At 71.9% G+C, this 18,695-nt stretch carries 18 protein-coding genes; 12 read left to right on the top strand and 6 right to left on the bottom strand.

From position 1 onward, the window contains the following. Positions 1-9: 9 nt before the first annotated feature. Positions 10-162, top strand: coding sequence for a hypothetical protein (locus ACWGH1_RS11620; protein ID WP_453408641.1), 153 nt, complete (start codon positions 10-12; stop codon positions 160-162). On the opposite strand, the gene ACWGH1_RS11615 is transcribed toward ACWGH1_RS11620, so the two are convergent. The 4 genes from ACWGH1_RS11615 to ACWGH1_RS11600 form a co-directional block, all read right to left on the bottom strand. Further along, the gene (locus ACWGH1_RS11615; protein WP_453352943.1) at positions 159-761 is read right to left on the bottom strand and encodes an isochorismatase family protein; all 603 of its coding nucleotides are present in this window, start codon (positions 759-761) and stop codon (positions 159-161) included. The genes ACWGH1_RS11620 and ACWGH1_RS11615 overlap by 4 nt on opposite strands. A 29-nt stretch (positions 762-790) precedes the next feature. Then, complete coding sequence (locus tag ACWGH1_RS11610) at positions 791-1,774, bottom strand: GlxA family transcriptional regulator (protein WP_453408640.1); 984 nt, start codon at positions 1,772-1,774, stop codon at positions 791-793. Between the two features lie 75 nt (positions 1,775-1,849). Continuing rightward, complete coding sequence (locus tag ACWGH1_RS11605; protein WP_453408639.1) at positions 1,850-2,185, bottom strand: hypothetical protein; 336 nt, start codon at positions 2,183-2,185, stop codon at positions 1,850-1,852. A 460-nt stretch (positions 2,186-2,645) separates the two neighbouring features. Beyond that, positions 2,646-2,915, bottom strand: a complete 270-nt coding sequence (locus ACWGH1_RS11600) for a hypothetical protein (RefSeq protein WP_453353724.1) — start codon at positions 2,913-2,915, stop codon at positions 2,646-2,648. Positions 2,916-3,088: 173 nt separating this feature from the next. On the opposite strand from ACWGH1_RS11600, the gene ACWGH1_RS11595 reads away from it, so the two are divergent. The 8 genes from ACWGH1_RS11595 to ACWGH1_RS11560 all read left to right on the top strand — a co-directional run bounded on the left by ACWGH1_RS11595 (position 3,089) and on the right by ACWGH1_RS11560 (position 12,508). Next, a complete protein-coding gene (locus ACWGH1_RS11595; RefSeq protein ID WP_453353725.1) occupies positions 3,089-4,036 on the top strand; it encodes a TIGR03619 family F420-dependent LLM class oxidoreductase in 948 nt (315 codons plus the stop codon). A 42-nt stretch (positions 4,037-4,078) separates the two neighbouring features. Continuing rightward, complete coding sequence (locus ACWGH1_RS11590; protein ID WP_453353726.1) at positions 4,079-4,864, top strand: SDR family NAD(P)-dependent oxidoreductase; 786 nt, start codon at positions 4,079-4,081, stop codon at positions 4,862-4,864. Positions 4,865-4,982: 118 nt separating this feature from the next. Beyond that, positions 4,983-6,104: an LLM class flavin-dependent oxidoreductase gene (locus ACWGH1_RS11585; protein WP_453353732.1), complete on the top strand. Its 1,122-nt coding sequence runs from the start codon at positions 4,983-4,985 to the stop codon at positions 6,102-6,104. Between the two features lie 158 nt (positions 6,105-6,262). After that, a complete protein-coding gene (locus tag ACWGH1_RS11580; RefSeq protein ID WP_453353727.1) occupies positions 6,263-8,002 on the top strand; it encodes an N-acyl-D-amino-acid deacylase family protein in 1,740 nt (579 codons plus the stop codon). Further along, positions 7,999-9,474: an aldehyde dehydrogenase family protein gene (locus tag ACWGH1_RS11575; RefSeq protein ID WP_453353728.1), complete on the top strand. Its 1,476-nt coding sequence runs from the start codon at positions 7,999-8,001 to the stop codon at positions 9,472-9,474. The genes ACWGH1_RS11580 and ACWGH1_RS11575 overlap by 4 nt, the downstream gene beginning before the upstream one ends. A 259-nt stretch (positions 9,475-9,733) precedes the next feature. Next, positions 9,734-11,299 carry an APC family permease gene (locus ACWGH1_RS11570; protein ID WP_453353729.1) on the top strand — a complete coding sequence of 522 codons (1,566 nt, stop codon included), beginning with the start codon at positions 9,734-9,736 and terminating at the stop codon, positions 11,297-11,299. A 59-nt stretch (positions 11,300-11,358) separates the two neighbouring features. Further along, positions 11,359-11,649 carry a hypothetical protein gene (locus tag ACWGH1_RS11565; protein WP_453353730.1) on the top strand — a complete coding sequence of 97 codons (291 nt, stop codon included), beginning with the start codon at positions 11,359-11,361 and terminating at the stop codon, positions 11,647-11,649. Positions 11,650-11,710: 61 nt separating this feature from the next. Continuing rightward, on the top strand, positions 11,711-12,508 hold the full coding sequence (locus ACWGH1_RS11560; RefSeq protein ID WP_453353731.1) for a bestrophin-like domain: 798 nt from the start codon (positions 11,711-11,713) through the stop codon (positions 12,506-12,508). A gap of 214 nt (positions 12,509-12,722) precedes the next feature. On the opposite strand, the gene ACWGH1_RS11555 is transcribed toward ACWGH1_RS11560, so the two are convergent. Next, positions 12,723-13,796, bottom strand: coding sequence for a DNA polymerase III subunit beta family protein (locus ACWGH1_RS11555; RefSeq protein WP_453408638.1), 1,074 nt, complete (start codon positions 13,794-13,796; stop codon positions 12,723-12,725). Between the two features lie 761 nt (positions 13,797-14,557). Here ACWGH1_RS11555 and ACWGH1_RS11550 point away from each other — a divergent pair. Both ACWGH1_RS11550 and ACWGH1_RS11545 read left to right on the top strand, forming a co-directional pair. Continuing rightward, the gene (locus ACWGH1_RS11550) at positions 14,558-14,998 is read left to right on the top strand and encodes an NUDIX hydrolase (RefSeq protein WP_453354162.1); all 441 of its coding nucleotides are present in this window, start codon (positions 14,558-14,560) and stop codon (positions 14,996-14,998) included. Positions 14,999-15,189: 191 nt separating this feature from the next. After that, the gene (locus ACWGH1_RS11545; protein ID WP_453354163.1) at positions 15,190-15,600 is read left to right on the top strand and encodes a VOC family protein; all 411 of its coding nucleotides are present in this window, start codon (positions 15,190-15,192) and stop codon (positions 15,598-15,600) included. An 852-nt stretch (positions 15,601-16,452) separates the two neighbouring features. On the opposite strand, the gene ACWGH1_RS11540 is transcribed toward ACWGH1_RS11545, so the two are convergent. After that, a complete protein-coding gene (locus ACWGH1_RS11540; RefSeq protein ID WP_453354164.1) occupies positions 16,453-17,310 on the bottom strand; it encodes a trypsin-like serine peptidase in 858 nt (285 codons plus the stop codon). A 214-nt stretch (positions 17,311-17,524) separates the two neighbouring features. Between ACWGH1_RS11540 and ACWGH1_RS11535 the strand changes: the two genes are divergently transcribed. Beyond that, positions 17,525-18,652: an alpha/beta fold hydrolase gene (locus ACWGH1_RS11535; RefSeq protein ID WP_453354165.1), complete on the top strand. Its 1,128-nt coding sequence runs from the start codon at positions 17,525-17,527 to the stop codon at positions 18,650-18,652. Positions 18,653-18,695 lie beyond the last annotated feature (43 nt).

Genomic DNA, 18,695 nt, shown 5'->3' with positions numbered 1-18,695 from the left:
AGGGTCTGGGTGGGCGTGCACTACCCGCACGACGTACTCGCCGGCTTCCTCGTCGGCGCCCTCGTCGCCGCCACGGCGGCCACCATCGTCCGACGCCACGGCCCGGCCCTCACCACCCGCCTGGGCGCGGGCCCCCTCCGCCCGCTCCTGACCGCGCGCTAGCCGGCGAGGTCCGCGACCGTCGGGGCGACGACGCCGAACAGGTCCCCGATGGTGGTCAGGGCGCCCGCCTGGAGGGCGGCGGCGGGCACCACGACGCCGTCCGGACCGGTCAGCGCGCGGGTGGCCGTGGCTTCGGCGACGACGGTGGGCCGGTAGCCGCGGTAGAAGGCGCCCTCGGCCGTGAAGGTGACGCACATGTGCGTCATGAAGCCCGCCAGCACCAGCTCCTTGCCCGCGCCCACCTCGTGCAGGGCCTTCTCCAGCCCGGTGTCGTGGAAGGCGTTCGGGAACTGCTTGACCACCACCGGCTCACCGGCGACCGGCGCGACCTCGTCGCTGATCGCGCCGATCTCCGCGCGGATGTCGTACGGCGTGCCCTCGCCGCCGTCGTTGACGATGTGGATGACGGGGATCCCGGCGGCCCGCGCCGCCCCCAGCAGCCGGGCCCCGGCCGCGAGCGCCCGCTCGGCGCCTTCGAGGGCCATCACGCCGGTGCGGTAGGTGTTCTGGTAGTCGATCATGATGAGGGTGCTGTCGGCGAGGCGGGGCAGCTCGTTGTCGAGGCCGATCACATCGCGCAGGGTCGCGGAAGCGGACATGGCAAAGCTCCTTGGGTCAGTGAGATCCGTCAGGAAGAGACGCGGAAACGGCGGCGGTACGCCGCCGGAGTGGTGCCGATCTGCTTGCGCAGCGCGCGGTGGAGCGTCTCCACCGAACCGAGCCCGCAGGCGGCGGCCACTTGATCGAGCGGCCGGTCGGTGCTCTCCAGCAGCCGACGCGCCGCCTCCACCCGGGCGGCCTCGACGTACGCGGCGGCGGTCGTGCCGGTCTCCTGGCGGAACACCCGCGCGAAGTGCCGCTCGCTCAGGCACATCCGCGCCGCGAGGGCCGCGGCGGACAGATCGCCGTCCAAGTGCTCGGCGATGTACATCCGCAGCTCGTCGATGTCCCTGCGGGAGGCCGCCGGCCGGCTGAGCGGGACCGAGAACTGGCTCTGGCCGCCCTGCCGCTTGAGGTACATGACCAGCTGCCGCGCCACCGCCAGCGCCACCTCCTCCCCCAGGTCGTCGGCCACCAGCGCCAGCGCGAGATCCATGCAGGCGCTGATCCCGGCCCCGGTCCACACGTTGCCGGACCGGACGAAGATCGGGTCCGGGTCGACCGTCACCGCCGGATGGTCGGCGGCCAGTTGGGCGGCGGTCGACCAGTGGGTGGTGGCCGTCTTCCCGTCCAGCAAGCCGGCCGCGGCCAGCAGGTGCGCGCCCACGCACACCGACGCCACCCGCCGGGCGAGGGGCGCGACCGTCTCCAGCCACGCCACCACCTCCCGGTCGATCCGGGCGACCGGCCCGTCCGGGTGCAGATCCACGGCGCCGGGCACCAGCAGCGTGTCCAGCACCCCGTCCACGTCGCCGAACGCGAGGTCCGCGACCAGCCGCACCCCCGCCGACGTGGCGACCACACCCGCCGACGGCGCCGCGAGCTCCACCAGGTACCCCGCCCGCCCCCCGGTCTCCCGGTTGGCCAGTGCGAACACCTCGGCCGGGCCGGTGACGTCGAGCAGGTCGACGTCGGGGAAGACCGCGATGACGACGCGGCGGTTCGTGGGCATGCCCCCATCGTCACCCGCGCCCCGGATGACGGCAATGACACCGTTCTGTCACATCCGGCCCCGCCCTGCCCGCACTTACGGCGGCGGAATCGGCCCCGGGGCGGTCACACCCACCGCGGGACGCCAAAAGCGCCCGTCAGGCAGGGCCTGACGGGCGCCGAGGTAGTAGTCCGCATCGCGCTGGAAGCCGAGCCCCGGGACGGCCTGCCGCAGGTGGGGCCAGAGGCCCGGTGCCACACGGTACTCACCCGCCACCATCCAGGGATCGTCGCCCAGCACGAACAGGTGCCGGACGGCGAGGAACTGGTCCCGGGTCAGGGTGGCGGACTCGACCATCTCCTCGTCGGGACTGAAACCGGTCAGGTCCCAGACGAGGTTGTGCCCGTCGGCGAATGGATAGTCGCTGCTCACCGCCTCACGCTAGGCCGCGGGGTGGCCGGCCGCACCTGCTTTTCGGGCCCGCCGACCCCAGCCGGTGCCGGCGGCTTCGACGCCAGGGCACGCAAGCCGGGCTGACGGCCCGCGGACGCCGTCCCGCAGGAGCGCGTAGCGATCTGCGGCGCCGCGGCTAGGCCCCCTCGCTGCGCTCGGAGCTCCCTGAGGCTCCGCCCCGGACCCCGCGCCTCGATCGCCGGTGGGGCTGGGTCGTGAACCCGAACGGCCCGGCCGTTCTTCGGGGGTTTCCCGGCGGTCTTTGGCTTTTCGGGGCGGGGCGGTCGGTCAAGGGTGGCCGAAGGCCATCAACGAAGCGACGCGAGCGCAGCGAGCGCCCTTGACGGGCCGACACGACACGAAAGGACAGTGGACTGACGGGAAACCCGCAGCACTTCCCCGATACCGGGGCAGGGGACACCGCCCCCCGAAGCCCCCGTCAGCCGTCACCGTCCGCCGCCGGGTCCCTGGCCAGCAGCGCGATGTACGCCAGGTCGAACACGGAGCACAGCACCCCCAGCCCGAGGATGAACGGGGCGTCCTCGATCACCCCGAACAGCACGGTCGGTGCCAGTGTCCCCAGCCACTTCGCGGCGGCGATGACCATCGACTGCCCGCGCCGCCCCCGCCGGGCTGTGTACAGCGAGAGGAACAGGACGGACATCAGCAGGTTCTGCAGGAACGCGGAGTAGCGCGTCGCGTCATGCATCCCGAAGTGCGCCACCCGAATCGGCCCCGGCAGCCCCCTTGCCTGACGACCCGTCAGCTACGACGATGCCCGTGCCGGTATGGCGAATCGAGGCGGGTCGGCAACGACGACGCCCCACCCGGTACGGCCCACCAGCGGACGCACGGCACACACGAAAGCGAGGCGGTCACGGCATGGCGCGCGTGTTTACGGAAGGCCGGCTGGCGTACGGGATGCAGCTCCCGATCCAGTCGCAGAGCACCCTGTACGCCGAGCCCTGGGAGGCCGCGGCCACCGCCGCCGACCTCGCCGAGGTGGCCCGGGCCGCCGATCGGGCCGGGTTCGGCTACCTCGCCACCTGCGACCACGTGGCCGTCCCGCGCCGCCTCGCCGGCCCCATGGGCACCGTTTGGTACGACCCGGTGGCCACCCTGGCCTACCTCGCCGGGATCACCGAGCACGTGCGGCTGCTGAGCCACATCGCGATCGTCGGACTGCGCCACCCCCTGCTCACCGCCAAGCAGTACGCCACCCTCGACCACCTCTCGGGCGGCCGGCTGATCCTCGGGGTCGGCGCCGGGCACGTGGCGGAGGAGTTCGAGGCGCTCGGCGTCGACTTCGAGCGCCGCGGTGCCGTCCTCGACGAGACCCTGGACGCCCTGCGCGCGGCCCTCGGCCCCGAGGAGTTCCCGGAGTTCGAGGGGGAACGGTTCTCCTTCAAGGACCTCGGCCAGTTGCCCCGGCCCGCCCAGGCGCGGATCCCCGTGTGGGTCGGCGGCTCCTCGCCCGCCGCCGTGCGCCGGACCGCCGTACGCGGCGACGGCTGGCTCCCGCAGGGCGACCCGCGCGGCGAGCTCCCCGCCCGGATCGCCCGCATCCGGCAGCTCCGCGAGGCGGCCGGGATCACCGAACCCATCGAGTTCGGCGCGATCACCGAGGCGCTGTACGTGGGCGAGCCCGCCTGGGCCACCGGCCGGCGCACCCTCACGGGCAAGGCCGAGGGGCTCGCCGAGTCCCTGCGGGAGTACGCGGCCCTCGGCGTGGACCAGATCCAGGTCCGCTTCCGCAGCCGCGACCGTGCCGAACTGACCGACCAGATCGCCGCGTTCGGAGCCGAGGTGGCCCCCCTCCTCAACGACTAGGAACTCCGATGACCAGGACACTCAACGACTAGGAGCACCCGCATGGGCAAGCTGGAGGGACGCGTCGTCCTGATCACGGGCGCCGCGCGCGGCCAGGGCGAGCAGGAGGCCCGCCTGTTCGCCGCCGAGGGGGCCAAGGTGCTGCTCGGGGACGTACTGGACGAGCAGGGCGCGGCGGTCGCCAAGGAGATCGGCCGGGACCGGGCCCGCTACGTACGGATGGACGTGGGCCGGGAGGAGGACTGGGCGGCCGCCGTCACCGCCGCGAAGGAGGCCTTCGGCCGCATCGACGGGCTGGTCAACAACGCGGGCATCCTGCGCTTCAACGAGCTGACCGCGACCCCGCTGGAGGAGTTCGAGCAGGTGGTCCGGGTCAACCAGGTCGGCGCCTTCCTCGGCATCAAGGCGCTCGCCCCCGAGATCGAGGCGGCCGGTGGCGGGACGATCGTCAACACCTCCTCCTACACCGGCCTGACGGGCATGGCGTACGTGGGTGCGTACGCGGCGACCAAGGCGGCCGTCCTGGGGCTGACGCGCGTCGCCGCGCTGGAACTGGCGGCGAAGAACGTCCGGGTCAACGCGATGTGCCCGGGTGCCGTGGACACCCCGATGGCCAACCCGGGGCTGCTGGACCCGGCAGGCATGACCGACGAGGCCAGGGACGCGATGGCGGACCTGTACAAGCGGGTGGTCCCGCTCGGCCGGGTGGGCCGGCCGGAGGAGGTCGCGAAGCTCGCGCTCTTCCTGACCAGCGAGGACTCCTCGTACATCACCGGACAGCCGTTCGTCATCGACGGCGGCTGGATGGCCGGGGTCAGCCTCCCCTAGCCCTGCGCCCACCGCATTTCCTGATGGCGCGTCAGGTATTGACGCTCCCGGCACACGGTGGAACAGTCGGCTGCATCGAATCTGACGCTACGTCAGAAAACTAAGGACGGTGAACCCCTTGGAATTCGGGCTCTTCGTGCAGGGATACGTGCCTGAGGCGCGGTCCAAGGTCGACCCCGAGGCAGAGCACAAGGCGCTGATCGAGGAGACCGAGTACGTCATCCAGGCCGACAAGTCCGGCTTCAAGTACGCCTGGGCCTCCGAGCACCACTTCCTGGAGGAGTACTCGCACCTCTCCGCGAACGAGGTGTTCCTCGCCTACCTCGCCCACGCCACCGAACGCATCCACCTCGGCTCCGGCATCTTCAACCCCCTCGCCCCGGTGAACCACCCGGTCAAGGTGGCCGAGAAGGTCGCCATGCTCGACCACCTATCCAAGGGACGCTTCGAGTTCGGCACCGGCCGCGGCGCGGGCAGCCACGAGATCCTCGGGTTCCTGCCCGGCATCACCGACATGAACCACACCAAGGAGATCTGGGAGGAGACCATCGCGGAGTTCCCCAAGATGTTCCTCCAGGAGGAATACGAGGGGTTCCAGGGCAAGCACTGGTCGCTCCCGCCGCGCAAGATCTTCCCCAAGCCGTACGGCAAGGCGCACCCCGCCATGTGGTACGCCGCCGGGTCGCCGTCCTCGTACGCGATGGCCGCCAAGAAGGGCCTCGGCGTCCTCGGCTTCAGCGTGCAGAAGGTCTCCGACATGGAGTGGGTGCTGGAGCAGTACAAGACGGCCATCCAGGAGGCCAAGGCCATCGGCGCCTTCGTCAACGACAACGTGATGGTCACCTCGACCGCGATCTGTGCCGAGACCCACGACAAGGCCGTGGAGATCGCCGTCAACGCGAACATGAACCGGTTCCAGTCGCTGGTCTTCCGCTACCACGACACGTTCCCGCGCCCCGAGGCCATCCCGCAGTGGCCCGAGACGCTGCCCGAGTACAACGCGGAGATCATCGAGCTGCTGATCGCGGAGGAGCTGCTGATCTGCGGCGACCCGTCCGAGGTGCGCGCCCAGTGCAAGCGCTGGGAGCAGGCCGGCGCCGACCAGTTGTCCTTCGGCCTGCCGACCGGCGTGTCCTACGAGGACACGATGACGAGCATCAAGCTCATCGGTGAACACGTGATCCCGCACATCGACACGGACCCGGTCCACCGCACGACCCGCTTCCGCCAGGCCGCCTGACCGGGCCTGCCGACCCCGCCCGCCCGACCGGGCCACCCCCCGCCCCGCCTCCGCCCCCGCCCCCGCCGCACCGCCCCGGCGGGGGGGCCGGTTACGCCCGCGGACCAACGGTGCCGACGTGCCAGCGATCACGTCACGGACGAAGGAGCCTCAGCGTCATGCTCGACCACCTGATCAAGGGAGCCACTGTCGTCGACGGAACGGGCGCGCCCGCGCACGTCGGCGACGTCGGCATCCGGAACGGGCGGATCGTCGTCATCGGCGAACCCGGCACCGTCACCGAGGCGGCCCGGACCGGCGAGGACGCCACCGGGCTCGTGCTGACCCCCGGGTTCATCGATCCGCACACGCACTACGACGCCCAGCTGTTCTGGGACCCGTACGCCACCCCCTCCATGAACCACGGCGTCACCACCGTCGCCGGCGGCAACTGCGGCTTCACCCTGGCCCCCCTCAACCCGGCCCGCCCCGACGACGCCGACTACACCCGCCGCATGATGAGCAAGGTCGAGGGGATGGCCCTCGCCGCGCTCGAAGAGGGCGTCGACTGGACCTGGTCCACCTTCGGCGAGTACCTCGACGCGCTGGAGGGGCGGATCGCCGTCAACGCCGGGTTCATGGTCGGCCACTGCGCGCTGCGCCGGCACGTCATGGGCGAGGACGCCGTCGGCGGGCAGCCCACCGAGCAGCAGATGCGGCAGATGCTCGACCTCTTCCACGACGCCATGGACGCCGGGGCCTGGGGCCTGTCCACCACCCAGTCCTCCACCCACTCCGACGGCTCCGGCGCCCCCGTCGCCTCCCGGCACGCGAAACCGGCGGAACTCCTCGCACTCTCCCGCGCGGTCGCCGAACACGAGGGCACCCAGCTGGAGGCGATCGTCGCGGGCTGCCTCGACCAGTTCTCCGACGCGGAGATCGACCTCTTCGTGGAGATGAGCGCGGCCGCCGGACGCCCCCTGAACTGGAACGTCCTCACCATCGACGCCTCCGTCCCGGAACGGGTCCCGCGCCAGCTCGTACCGAGCGAGCGGGCCCGCAAGGCCGGTGGCCGGATCGTCGCGCTGACCATGCCGATCCTCACGCCCATGAACATGTCCCTCGGCACCTTCTGCGCGCTGAACCTCATCCCCGGCTGGGGCGAGGTCCTGGGCCTGCCCGTCCCCGAACGGATCGGCAGGCTGCGCGACCCGGACGTACGCGCCGAGCTGCTGCGCCGCGCCGACAGCAAGGAGGCCGGGGTCTTCCGGCGCCTCGCGAACTTCGGCCGCTACGTCATAGGGGACACGTACAGCAAGGAGAACGAGGGCCTGTCGGGCCGGGTCGTCAATGACATCGCGGCCGAACGCGGCCTGGACGCCTTCCACTGCCTGGTGGAGATCTGCGCCAACGACGACCTGCGCACGGTCCTGTGGCCGATGCCCACCGACAACGACCCGGCCAGCTGGGCCCTGCGCGCCGAGACCTGGCAGCACGAGGACGTCATGCTCGGCGGCTCCGACGCCGGCGCCCACCTGGACCGGATGTGCGGGGCCCCGTACACGACCCGCTTCCTCGGCGACTGCCTGCGCGGCCGCAAGCTGGTGCCGCTGGAGCAGGCGGTACGGATGCTCACCGACGACCCGGCGAAGTTGTTCGGGCTGCGTGGGCGCGGGCGGATCGCCGAGGGGTACCACGCGGACCTGGTGCTCTTCGACCCGGAGCGGATCGAGGCCGGTCCGGCGACGCTCGTGCACGACCTGCCCGGGAACAGCCCGCGGCTGGACGCGCGGGCGGTCGGGATCGTGTCCGTACGCGTCAACGGCGTGGAGACGATCCGCGACGACCAGGTGACCGGCGCGATCCCGGGCACCGTGCTGCGCTCGGGCCGTGACACGAGGACGGTGAGCACGCGATGAGCGCTCCGCAGCGGCTGTACATCGGCGGCGAGTGGGTGGAGCCCGCGGGCGGCCACTACGAGGTGGTCAACCCCGCCGACGAGTCGGTGGTGGGCCTGGCCCCCGAGGCCACGCGCGCCCAGGTGGCGGAGGCGGCCCGCGCGGCGGCCGACGCCTTCGAGGACTGGTCCCGTGCGAGCCCCGAGTCGCGCGCGGCGGTCCTGGACCGGGCCGCGGACATCATCCAGCGGGAGTACGAGCCGTGGGCGGCGCTCGCGCAGGCGGAGACGGGCGCGCCGACGGGCATCGCGCGCGGCATGCAGGTGGGCGTCGGGGCGGCCCGTTTCCGGCGGTACGCGAAGGGCGCCCTGGAACCGGTGGAGCGGGGGCTCCCGCCGCAGGTCACCGAGGCCGGCCCGATGGGCGGGGCGAGCGTGCTCGGCGCGCTGGAGGTGCGCCAGCCGGTCGGCGTGGTCACGTGCATCACCTCGTACAACAACCCGTGGGCGAACCCGGCGGGCAAGGTGGCCCCGGCGCTGGCGATGGGGAACACGGTGGTGGTGAAGCCGGCCCCGCAGGATCCGCTGTCGGTGTTCAAGATGGCCGAGGCGCTGCACGAGGCGGGGGTCCCGGCGGGCGTCGTCAACGTGGTCTCGGGCGCCTCCGTGGAGGTGGGCGAGGCGGCGGTGGACTCCCCGTACGTGGACATGGTGTCGTTCACCGGCTCCACGGGGGTCGGGCAGCGCATCGCCGAGGTGTGCGGCCGCTCCATGAAGCGGCAGCTGATGGAGCTGGGCGGCAAGGGCGCGGCGGTGGTGATGGACGATGTCGACGCCGCCGGTCTCGACGCGGCGGTCGCGGGGATCGGCACCACCTTCTCCTTCTACAGCGGCCAGATCTGTACGGCGCCGACCCGGGTGATCGTGCACCGGTCGGTGTACGGGGCGCTGGTGGAGAAGCTCACCGGCTATCTGGCGTTCATGAAGGTGGGCGATCCGGGGGTGCGGGGCACGGTGGTCGGCCCGGTGATCTCGGCGGCGCACCGGGACCGGGTCGAGTCGTACGTGGAGCTCGGCCGCAAGGAGGGCGCGCGGATCGCGTACGGGGGCGAGCGGCCGGTGGTGGGGGACGGCCGCGGCTTCTACGTCGCCCCGACCCTGCTCGTGGACTGCACGAACGACATGCGCGTGGTGCGGGAGGAGATCTTCGGGCCGGTGGTGGTGGTCGTGCCGTTCGACGGGGGCGAGGACGAGGCGGTGGCGCTGGCCAACGACAGTGACTTCGGTCTGCTGAGCTACGTGTGGTCCGGGGATCCGGCGCGCGCCTTCCGGGTCGCGCGGCGGCTGCGGGCGGGTGGGGTGGGCGTGAACACGATCGGGCGGAACATGGAGGCGCCGTTCGGGGGCTTCAAGCGGTCCGGGGTGGGGCGGGACGTCGGCTCGTACGCGCTGCACGCCTACAGCGAGGTGCAGTCGATCGTATGGGCGGGCTGAGGGCGGGGCCGGGTGGGGCGCAGGTGAGGCGCGGGTCACACGGAAACTTTCCGACCCGACAAAACAGACACATCTGCGGTTTCCGCATAACGGAAGCTTCTATCCGGTTCCTCTCGAACCATGGATGGGTGCCTGAGCGAACCTTGCATTGCCGTGGCGTCAACAACAATCGACGGCGGATTCTAAGGTGATTTGGCGCCCGGCCATCCGGAGTCAAAGCCTCCAGATGTGGAAACCGCACCGTCTAACGTCCTGACCCATGACTCAGCTGGACGTTCGGCCGCCCCACCCGGCCGCAGAGACGGAGGGCGGCGCCGCCGACGGCGACGTCCGCGGCAAGGGGCTCGGCAAGGGGTCCGTCGGCCTCGTCGGAAGCGCCGTCATCGGCATCTCCACCGTCGCCCCCGTCTACTGCCTGACCTCCACGCTGGGCTCCACGGCCGGCGAGGTCGGCGTCCAGATGCCCGCGGTGTTCCTCGCCGGCTTCCTGCCGATGCTGCTCGTCGCCTTCGCGTACCGGGAGCTGAACAAGGCCGTCCCCGACTGCGGAACCTCCTTCACCTGGACCGTCAAGGCCTTCGGCCCGCGCGTCGGCTGGATGTGCGGATGGGGCCTGGTGATCGCCACGATCATCGTGCTCTCCAACCTGGCCGGCGTCGCCACCTCCTACTTCTGGCTGCTGGCCGGGCAGATCACGGGCAACGAGGCGATCGCCGCCCTGGACGGCGACAAACTCGTCCACATCACCACCTGCCTCACCCTGATCGCGGCCGCGACCGCCATCAGCTACCGCGGCATGACCGCCACCAAGGGCGTCCAGTACACCCTGGTCGGCCTGCAACTCGCCGTCCTGGCGATCTTCGTGGCGATGGCCTTCCAGAAGGCCTCGGCCGGGGCGTTCGACACCGGCGCGCACTTCTCCTGGCAGTGGATGAACCCCTTCGCGGTCGAGTCCATGGGCGCCTTCACCGCCGGACTCTCCCTCTCGATCTTCATGTACTGGGGCTGGGACACCTGTCTCACCGCCAACGAGGAGACCATCGGCTCGGCCAAGACCCCCGGCCGCGCCTCGCTGATCGCCATGGTCGTCCTCGTCGGCTCCTACCTGGCCACCGGCATCGCCGCCCAGATGGCCGTCGGCTCGGGCACCAAGGGGCTCGGCCTCGGCAACCCCGAGACCTCGGGCAACGTCTTCGCCGCCCTCGCCGGTCCCGTGATGGGCCCGCTGCTCGGCGTGCTGCTCTTCGTCGCCGTCCTCGCCTCCGCCGCCGCCTCCCTCCAGACCACCTTCATCCCGGTGGCCCGCACGGTCCTGGCCATGTCCACCTACGAGGCGCTGCCCGCCTCCTACGCCAAGGTCCACCCGCGCTTCAAGACGCCGGGCCGCGCCACCGTCATGGCGGGCGTCGCGACCGGCGTCTTCTACACCGTGATGTCCCTGGTCAGCGAGAACGTCCTGACCGACACGATCTTCGCGCTCGGCCTGATGATCTGCTTCTACTACTCGCTGACCGCCTTCGCCTGCGCCTGGTACTTCCGGCGCGAGCTGCGCGGCTCCGCCCGCGACCTGCTCTTCAAGGGCGTCTTCCCGGTCCTGGGCGGTCTGCTGCTGGCCTGCGTCTTCTGCAAGACCCTGGTCGACATGTGGAACCCGGCCTACGGATCCGGTTCCACCGTCTTCGGCGTCGGCAGCGTCTTCATCATCGGCGTCGGCCTGCTCGTCCTCGGCCTGGTCGTCATGCTCGTCACCGAACGCCGCAGCCCCGCTTTCTTCCGGGGCGAAGTGCTGACGAAGTCGACGCCGGCGCTGGTGGTCGAGGACTGAGCGGTCCGCGGACGCGCCCGGCGAGTGACCCCCGGCGCCGTGGGGTCGTTGGGCCCGGCATGAACCCCATCAAGCGCAGCTTCGCCGCCCTGGTCCTCACCGGGGGCGCGGCCCTCGCCCTCACCCCGGGCCTCGCCCACGCCGACGAGCCCGCCGCCCAGGCGCCCCCGATCACCGAGCGCGTCGGCGACATCGTCGACCACCCCGGACACGCCGTGCAGGACACCAAGACGGCGGTGGGCGTCACCGCTTCGACGGCCGGCAACGCGACCAAGGCCACCGGCAGCTCCCTGACCGGCGCCGGCTCGGCGCTGACGGCCGGCCTGCCGAAGGCGCCGAAGGTCGGCTGATACGACGTCGCCCTGCCCGCGGTGGCCGTCGCCGCGGGCGGCCGGACTCGTTGAGCCGTGCATGATCCTCTGGTTACTCAACAACCTCAGCACGTTCGTCCTGGGCGTCCTGCTCGTGGGCGGTTTCACGGCCCTCGCGGTGACCGGCAGCGTCGCCGCACGGCGCCGTTTCCCGCACCTGGCGGCCGGCGAGCACAACGAGATGGTCGGGGTCGCCCTCGGCATGTTCGGCGCGATCTACGGAATCATCCTCGCGTTCGTCGTCGTCACGCTCTGGACACAACTGGAGAACACCCAGAACGTCGTCGCCACCGAGGCCACCGACCTGGCCCTGGTCGTGCGCAGCGCGGAGGCGTTCCCGCCGGCCGACCGGGCCAAGGTGGACCGGGCGGTGGGCTCGTACGTGCACGCCGTGGTCGACGTCCAGTGGCCGCTGATGCGCGAGGGCAGACCCAGCTTCGACGCGACCGCCGAGCAGACGCACGCCCTCTACACGGCGCTCCAGGCGTACGAACCCGCCGGCCCCCGCAGCGAGACCTTCTACCAGGAGGCCGCGAGCCGCCTCAACGACGTCGCGGCGCAGCGCAGGGCGCGGGTGACGATGGCGGAGACGTCGCTGCCGACGCTGTTGCAGGTGCTGGTCTACGGGGGCGCACTGGTGATCCTGCCGCTCACGTTCCTGTTCGGGCTGCGGAGCCTGAAGATGCAGCTGCTGTTCGTGTCGGCGGTGGCCGCGCTGATCGGTTTCAGCCTGCTCCTGGTGATGGCCCTGGACCGCCCGTTCGCGGGTGACCTGAGCGTCAGCCCGGCCCCCTACAAGGAGGCGGCGCTGGCACAGTTCTGGCAGACGCCCGGATAGGACGGCCGGCCCCGGGCCGAGGGTGGGGGCGGGTCCCCGCTGGGCGGGGGTGGTGGGGTGCGGGGGTCCGGGGGCGGGGCCGCAACTTCAGCCTCGTGGAGGCACCTCTGGCCCCCCCGGACGGAGTCTGGGGGAGGCAGCAGCCGGGGGAGATTGAGGCGCGGGGCCCGGCGCGGAGCCCCAGGCCCCGGGGCCCACCGGCGCGGCCCGGCGGCTAGCCGTCCAGGCGGACCGGCATCAGGAGTGAGAAGACGCCCTCGCCATCCGCCCGGCGGATCGCCAGCGGGGCCGTGGGGGCGCCGAGTTCCAGCAACAGCCGGTCCCGGCCTCCCGCGGCGAGCGCCTCCAGCAGGAACGCGCGGTTGACGGCGACGCGCCCCTGATCGTCGTCACCGTCCCCGCAGACGGCCACCACACCACCGGCCGTCACCTTGAGCACGGTGACGTCACAGGACACGCCGTCCTCCTCGCTCGTACGGACGGGACCGCATTCCACCGCCTCCCGGAAGGCCGGCACATCAACCGGCGCACGGCGCCCCGCCGGCAGGCGGACGAGGCGACGGTAGTCAGGGAAGTCGTGATCGAGGCACGGGCCGGCCGCCTGCCGGTCACCCGCCTCCAAGGACACCCGGTCACCATCCACCGTGAGCCGGACGGACGCTTCGCCACCCAGCAGCGCCCGCATCGCATCGGCGAGCGGGGACGGCACGATGACCTGCACCCGGGCCCCGCCGTACCCGGCGGCGCCGACCCGCGCGACGGCCATCCGGTACCGGTCGGTGGCCACGACACGAAGCTCGTCGCCCTCGATGTCGAACAGGACACCGCCGAGCATCGGCAGCTCCGGATCGCTGCCGACGGCGAAGCGGACCGCGTCCAGTGCGGCCGCGAGCTCCGGCGCGGAGACGGCCGACCGGACGGTCGTGGTACGGAGCGAAGTCATGGGGTTCTCCCTGCGTTCGAGTAGCGCTCGGATCGTGGAGAACTCGCTGCGGGCCTCCGCCAGCCCCCGTTCGAGACGGCGCAGATGCGCCTGGAGCAGCTTCCGGACCAGGTCGGTTTCCGCACCGGACCATCCGGCCAGTACCAGCCGGATGTCCGCCAACGGCATGCCCGCCCGGCGCAGCCGGGCCAGTACCCGCGACTCCTCGAGCTGCTCGGGGCCGTACCAGCGGTAGCCGCTCACCGGATCCACCCAGGCCGGCACCAGCACACCGGCCCCGTCGTAGAACCGCAGGGCGCTCACACTCAGACCACTGTCCCGAGCCATCTCACCGATACTGCGCATCTCGCTCTCCACACCCAGGACCCTGGGCCCTCCACCAAGTCGAGGGTCAAGCCCATCTCCTACCGGGCGCTGGGCTCGGCCAGAACCGATCCGAGGACCATGGCTCCAGGAGCCATACCCGCGACCAGCGCTATGACGGCCGCCGCCCCACCGCACCGCATTACGTCCGAAGCCCCTCGCGGCACCGGTGCGTCATGGAAAGACGAGCCGGAACATGCCGCCAGTGAGCCGGCCGGTCCGTGTCCTTGTCATGGCGGCAGTCTCACCGACGTGGACCAGGCGACCAATTCCGGTCCGTGACGCAGCCGATGACGGCCTGGTCGGCGGCGGATGAGGTCAGGCGGCCTACGCCCAGCCCCCGAACGGGCCGCGGTCGCCGTCCCGGAGGAGCGCGTAGCGATCTGCGGCGCCGCGGCTAGGCCCCCTCGCTGCGCTCGGTGCTCCCTGAGGCTCCGCCCCAGAGTCCCCGCTTCCATCGCCGGCGGGGCTGGGTCGTGAACCCGAACGGCCCGGCCGTTCTTCGGGGGCTTCCCGGCAGTCTTTGGCTTTTCGGGGCGGGGCGGTCGGTCAAGGGTGGCCGAAGGCCATCGCGAAGCGACGCGACGAAGGAGCGCCCTTGACGGGCCGGACCGACACGAAAGGACAGTGGACTGACGGGAAACCCCCAGCACCTCCCCAACACCGCCCAAGCGGACCCCGCCCTCCGAAGCCCCCGCCCCCACACCGGTACCGTCGCGCCCCTTCCGACGTACCCTGATCTGATGAGAACTCCACGTCAGGCAGCGCGAATTGTCGTACTCTCCCCGACTGGATCCGTGTTCCTCTTCCGGGAGAACAACATCGAAGTCGGCATCCACTGGCTCCCGCCCGGCGGGGGGATCGACCCCGGGGAGAGTCCCGAGGAGTGCGTGCGGCGCGAGTTGCGGGAGGAGACCGGGTGGACCGATCTGGAGCCGCAGCGGCTGCTCTGCACCTGGGAGCACGACTTCACCCACCAGGGCATACCGGTCCGCCAGTACGAGCACATCTACGTCACCACCGGCCCCCGCCGCGACCCCGTCCCGGAGTATCCCGAGGCCCACTGGCGCTGGCTCTCGCAGGATGCGCTGGCCACGCTCGGGGAGCCGTTGTGGCCGCCGCGGCTCAACGAGTTGCTGGCCCGCGCCTCCGCCGAGCCCGTCCACCTCGGCCTGATCGCCTGACCGCCTGACCGCCTGACCGCCTGATCGCCCGGCCGCCCGGCCGCCCGGCCGCCTGCCCCGTGATCACCCGCCCGTTGACCGCCTGACGGCCCGCCCGCCAACTCCCAGGGCGGGCCGGCGCGATCGCTCACCCACCGAGCTGGGGCCTGTCTCAAAGTCCGGCTCAATTGGTCTTGTGGCAAGATCGCGGGATGCTACGACTAACCGACTTCATCATCGACTGCCCGGACACGATGAAGCTGGCAGCCTTCTACTCCGAGGTGCTGGGGCTCCCGGTCAAGGAGGACAGTAACGAGAACTGGGCCGGTATCCAGTTGGGAAAGATCGAACTGGCCTTCATCCAGGTGGAGGACTACCGCGCCCCGCAGTGGCCCGACAGCGAGCACCCCAAGCAGTTCCACCTCGACTTCGAAGTCGACGACATCGAGGCCGAACAGCGCCGCGTCCTGGCTCTCGGCGCGACCCTGCAGCGGGACTGCACCGGCCCCGACGGCTACGGCTTCCGCGTCTATGCCGACCCCATCGGCCACCCCTTCTGCCTCTGCCGCAACAAGGGTGTCATCTGGACCGATCAGGACCTCATCTGGTCCAAGCGCGGCTAGGGCGTGTTTTGAGTCGGCTGAGCGGCGGCGTGTCCCGCCCGGGAAGGAGCGAGGTCTCCGGTAGGCATCGACGGCATCCGAGGGCGGGTGCGGGTCGGCGCGCCGCGGCGGGACGTGCCCGCGTGCTACGGCTCCTGGCAGGCGGTCCGCGCGCTGTTCCGGCGCTGACAGCGCGACGAGTCCGGACGTGCATCCCGGCCCCGTGGCAGGCCAGGGCCGATGCGGCGGGGCTGGTCGACTGGCAGGTGAGCGTGGATCACCATCATGCGTGTGCATCAACACGCCGCCGGCGCCCGTCGGCAGCCGGATGCCCAGCGGAGCCCGCCGGGCGGGAGCACACCGGAGCCCGGGCGATCACGCGCTGGGCCGTCCCGCGGCGGGCTGTCGACCACACCGCACCTGACCTGCGAGCACGGGCAAAGGCCCTTGTCCCTGGTCATGAGCGCCGGGCAGGCCGGGGATGCCCCGCACTTCGAGGCGGTGATGGCCGGTATCCGCATCGCCCGGCCGTTTGGTGGCCGACCGCGGACCCGGCCGCAGCGGGTCCCCGCCGACAAGGCGCATTCCTCCCGCGCCATCCGCGCCCACCTGCGGCGGCGGCGCCAGATCGCCTGCACCGTTCCCGAGCCCGCTGACCAGGCCGGTCACCGGCGCAGGTGCGGCAGCCGTGGCGGCCGCCCGCCCGCCTTCGACCCGATCGGCTACCGCGGCCGGCATGCCGTGGAGTGCGGCATCGACCGCCTCGAACGCCACCGGGCGGCAGCCACCCGGTTCGGCAAGATCCTCGTCCGCTACCTGGCCACCGTCCACATCACCGTCGTCAACGAATGGCTCCGCCTACTTCGAAACGGCCTAGCCGCGGCCGCCCGGGGCGGCCGTCGCGCGGGCGTACAACGCGGCCGCGTACTCGCCCAGCACCGTACTCGTGGAGACGTCGTCGGTGTCGCCGCCCGTCAGGATGCCGACGATCTTCCCGTCCCGGGCGATCCACGCGCTGCCGCTCGTGCCGCCCGGGAAGTCGGCGCAGTCGAAGCGCTGTTCCGTCGCCTTCTCCCGGCTCGCCACCGCCGTGCACGTGCGGGGCACCTTGCGGTCGGCCGGGTAGCCCGTCACCGTGACCTCTTCGCCGGTGCGGCCCGAGGTGTCCAGGACGGCCGCGCCGGTGAGGTCCTCGATGTTGCGGCCCGACGCGTCGGGGGCCAGGCGGGCGAAGGCGAGGTCGTAGTCGTCGTTCCCGTCGTCCGTCCAGCGTCCGTCCTCGTAGACCTCTTCCAGCTTCCAGGTGCCGTACGGCGCCGCCCCGTTCGCGTACGCGGGTGCGAAGACCGCGCTGCCCACGCCGTCCTTGCCCGCCACCAGGCAGTGCCCGGCGGTGACGATCAGGTTCCGGCCGGGGCTGTGCACGACGGTCGCGGTGCAGAAGTGGTCGCCGTCCAGGCCGCCCTCGAACAACGCTCCCGTGAAGGCGGCCGGGCCACCCGGGCGCGGGGTCACCGGCGTTGAGCTCGGGCGCGGCGGCTTGGACAGTTGGGGCTGCTTCGGCGATTGCGACCGCGACGGCGGGTTCCCGGAAACCGCCTTCGACGGCGCCGCCTTCGGCTGCGCCGACACCGTGCCGTCCGCAGCCGGCACCACCGTCGTCATCGCCGCCGACGCGCCCAGCGCCGCCACCCCGCACAGCACCGCGGTCACCACGGTCCGCTTGTCCACCACCGCCACCCTCCCCACTTTGCTCTGGCGAAGCATGCCTTGGCGCCCCCGCTGCCGCAAGGGCCGGAGCCGGCCAGGGTCCCGCACCCACCATGCCACCCCTGGACCAGGGGTGTTGACACGACAACGCGACACCCGCACACTCCTCTGCATACGGCAGAAACAGTTTCCATAGGACACAGTCTGCGGAGACGGACACAATTAGGAGGACACAGTGCTTTTCGAAGCCACCACCACGGTCGTCACCGGCCTCGCCGCGCCGGCCGCCGCCCTGTTCGGCCACCGCGCACTGCGCCGCTCCCAAGGCGCCCGGGCGCTGCGGATCGACTCCCCCCGCGGGGTCGACGAGCAGGGCTTCGTCCGCATCGGCGGCATCGAGCAGTGGGTCTCGGTGCGCGGCGAGGACCGCGCCAACCCGGTCATCGTCGAGGTCCACGGCGGCCCGGGCGCCCCCAACTCCATCCAGACGGTGCGCACCCGCGCCTGGGAGCGGCACTTCACGATCGTCCGCTGGGACATGCGCGGCGCCGGCAAGACCTACGGCCACGGCGGCCCCGAGGGCCAGGGGGAAACCACGTTCGCCCGGCTCTACGAGGACGCCCTGGAGGTCGTCCGGCACGCCCGCCTCCGGCTCGGTGTCCGCCGGGTCGTGCTGCTCGCCAACTCCTTCGGCAGCATCTTCGGCCTGCGCCTGGTCAGGGACCACCCCGAGCTGTTCTCGGCCTACGTCGGCACGGACCAGAACGTCCCCGACACGGACGCCGACGGCGGCGCCTGCGCCCACCGGGCCGTCCTGGACCGGCTGCGCACCGCCGGGAAGACGCGGCAGCTGGCACGGATCGAGGCGCTGGGTCCGGACCCGCGCGCGTGGAGTGCCGGCCAGCGCGCCACGTACAGCCGGCTCTGTGCCCAGAGCGACCCGCTGACCCTGGACACCCTCAAGAAGGTGGTGCTCGGCTCCATGTGGCTCAGCCCGCTGCACACCCTGCGCGACCTGCGGGACTTCTTCAAGGGACAGGGCTTCTCGGAGCGGGCCGCCGAGGACGCGGCCGGATTCGACGCCCGGGCGGACGGGACGCGCTTCGAGGTGCCGTTCTTCGTCTTCCAGGGCGAGTTGGACGTGCTCACCCCGCCGGAGCGGGCCAAGGCCTTCTTCGACGAGGTCGAGGCACCGGTGAAGGCCTTCGCGCTGATCGGGGGCGCGAGCCACTTCGCCTCGTTCCGGCGCCCCGAGGTCTTCCTGGAGCTGCTCCTGACCCACGTCCGGCCGGTGATCACGGCCGAACGGGTCCGGGAGGCGCCCGCCCACGACCCCGCGCACCCCGACCGCAGCCGGAAGTGACGCCCGCGCGGCGACGCAGGAGGCACCACGGCCGGACCACCAC

The sequence above is a fragment of the Streptomyces sp. NPDC054883 genome (assembly GCF_053610645.1).
The sequence above is the reverse complement of the archived record's forward strand: the minus strand, read 5'-3'. Positions and strand labels throughout refer to the sequence as shown.

What these genes read in the sequence shown, in the direction of transcription:
- ACWGH1_RS11560 (WP_453353731.1), top strand. Translation starts at nt 11,711, where the DNA reads ATGATCCTCTGGTTACTCAACAACCTCAGCACGTTCGTCCTGGGCGTC.
- ACWGH1_RS11580 (WP_453353727.1), top strand. Translation starts at nt 6,263, where the DNA reads ATGCTCGACCACCTGATCAAGGGAGCCACTGTCGTCGACGGAACGGGC.
- ACWGH1_RS11590 (WP_453353726.1), top strand. Translation starts at nt 4,079, where the DNA reads ATGGGCAAGCTGGAGGGACGCGTCGTCCTGATCACGGGCGCCGCGCGC.
- ACWGH1_RS11600 (WP_453353724.1), bottom strand. Translation starts at nt 2,915, where the DNA reads ATGCATGACGCGACGCGCTACTCCGCGTTCCTGCAGAACCTGCTGATG.
- ACWGH1_RS11615 (WP_453352943.1), bottom strand. Translation starts at nt 761, where the DNA reads ATGTCCGCTTCCGCGACCCTGCGCGATGTGATCGGCCTCGACAACGAG.
- ACWGH1_RS11570 (WP_453353729.1), top strand. Translation starts at nt 9,734, where the DNA reads ATGACTCAGCTGGACGTTCGGCCGCCCCACCCGGCCGCAGAGACGGAG.
- ACWGH1_RS11610 (WP_453408640.1), bottom strand. Translation starts at nt 1,774, where the DNA reads ATGCCCACGAACCGCCGCGTCGTCATCGCGGTCTTCCCCGACGTCGAC.
- ACWGH1_RS11550 (WP_453354162.1), top strand. Translation starts at nt 14,558, where the DNA reads ATGAGAACTCCACGTCAGGCAGCGCGAATTGTCGTACTCTCCCCGACT.
- ACWGH1_RS11555 (WP_453408638.1), bottom strand. Translation starts at nt 13,796, where the DNA reads ATGCGCAGTATCGGTGAGATGGCTCGGGACAGTGGTCTGAGTGTGAGC.
- ACWGH1_RS11565 (WP_453353730.1), top strand. Translation starts at nt 11,359, where the DNA reads ATGAACCCCATCAAGCGCAGCTTCGCCGCCCTGGTCCTCACCGGGGGC.
- ACWGH1_RS11575 (WP_453353728.1), top strand. Translation starts at nt 7,999, where the DNA reads ATGAGCGCTCCGCAGCGGCTGTACATCGGCGGCGAGTGGGTGGAGCCC.
- ACWGH1_RS11545 (WP_453354163.1), top strand. Translation starts at nt 15,190, where the DNA reads ATGCTACGACTAACCGACTTCATCATCGACTGCCCGGACACGATGAAG.
- ACWGH1_RS11595 (WP_453353725.1), top strand. Translation starts at nt 3,089, where the DNA reads ATGGCGCGCGTGTTTACGGAAGGCCGGCTGGCGTACGGGATGCAGCTC.